This is a genomic window from Photobacterium carnosum, assembly GCF_002849605.1.
In the GTDB taxonomy this organism is placed as follows: Bacteria; Pseudomonadota; Gammaproteobacteria; order Enterobacterales; family Vibrionaceae; genus Photobacterium; species Photobacterium carnosum.
In genome coordinates, this window is sequence record NZ_NPIB01000058.1 from 1 (window position 1) to 1,808 (window position 1,808).

Sequence of the window (1,808 nt, forward strand, 5' to 3'; positions counted from 1 at the left end):
CCCGTTTTATGGGTGATCAAAATTAATGTCTCATCTTGCTTCATTTGACGTAACTGCTGCTTAATATACATTTCTGAACGATTATCCATACTACTTGTAGGTTCATCCATAATAAGTACCGGTGGTTGACTGAGAAATGCACGTGCTATAGCGATTGCTTGACGTTGACCGCCAGAAAGAGCCTGTCCACCTTCACCTATCTGTTTTTCTAGACCAGCAGTATCATGCTGAGTAAATGCTGTAACACCAGCCCGTTCAGCTGCAAGTAGGATTTCTTTATCTGTTGCTAAAGGGCGTCCGAGGACAATGTTATCGCGGATAGATCCAAAAAAGAGAGTGATGTCTTGCGGTACACAGCCGATATTACGTCTAATATCAATATTATTTAATTGGTTAATATCAGTATCATCAATACGAACTGAACCTTGTTGTGGCTGATATAATCCCATTAATATACGTTCAAGACTGGTTTTTCCTGAACCTATACGACCTATAATGGCAACTTTTTCACCAGGATTAATTGTGAAATTAATATTTTTTAATGCAGGTTGTGTAGCATTAGGATAAGAAAATGTGACGTTATCAAATTCTATTTTTCCTCTAATGATTGGACGGTGAATATAACGTTTACCATCCTCTTGTTCTAATGGCATTGACATTAATTGTTCAATAATGGTCATCGCAGATTTAGCTTGATTATACCGAGTTGATAGTAGTGCCAGTTGTACCATTGGACCTACGGCACGACCACTTAACATCGTTGATGCGATTAATCCGCCCATAGTTAAATTGCCATTAGCGATTAAATAAACGCCAACGACAATCATTGCAACAGAGACAAATTGTTGTAAAAATCCTGCGGTATTTTGAACTGAATCCGTTAAACGACGAGATTTTAAACCCCAATTTGAAATATGGGTAACGGCTTCTTCCCAGCGGTATTGGAATTGACTTTGAGCCCCAAACATTTTGATTGTTTCTAAACCAGATAAGCTTTCAATTAAGTTGGCATGTTTTTGAGACGCTAAGCGAGAGCCCTCTTCAATCGTACGACGTAGTGGTCGTTGAATGAGGAAGCTATAAATAACTAAAATTAATACTGCAATTAATGGGACTAATGCTAAAGGTCCCGCCATGACGTATATTATTAATAAAAAAAGTAAAGCAAATGGTAAATCGATTAATGATGAAACTGTCGCTGATGTGAAAAATTCGCGAATGGATTCAAATTCTTGTAAATGTCGAGCAAAAGCACCAACAGAAGCCGGCTTTGCTTCCATTCTTATCCCCATTACTCGACTGTATATTTTGGCTGAAAGCAGAACGTCTGATTTTTTACCTGCTAAATCAATAAAATAACTTCTTAATAATTTTAGAATAAAATCAAAAACAAATATAATAGTAATACCGACAGCAAGTACCCATAAAGAATCAAAAGCGAGGTTCGGTACGATTTTATCGTAGACTAAGCGAGTAAATAAAGGCGCAGCAATAGCGAACATATTAATTAAAATTGAAGCAATAAAGACATCGCGATAAATACTACGAGATTCCCATAGCGTACTCCAGAACCAATGCCCATCTCGGTTTTTTAAAATTTCAGGAGAACGCTCATCATAACGAAAACGTTTCTTAATTAAGAATAAATGACCACTGTATTGTGCATTTAATTCATTGATATTAATCCATTGCTCAGAGCCATCATTTTGAGGAAGGACAACTTCAGCTTCACCTTTTTCTTGATCAATACTGAGTACTACACAAGCATCACCCCCTTTTAGTATGGCAATGACCGGGAATAATAATGG

1 protein-coding gene is annotated in these 1,808 nt (G+C 37.1%); it reads right to left on the bottom strand.

The window, feature by feature from the left end; genetic code table 11:
- Nucleotides 1–1,808, bottom strand: a 1,808-nt coding sequence (locus CIK00_RS21010; protein ID WP_101770489.1) for a type I secretion system permease/ATPase, incomplete at both ends; no start/stop codon positions are given.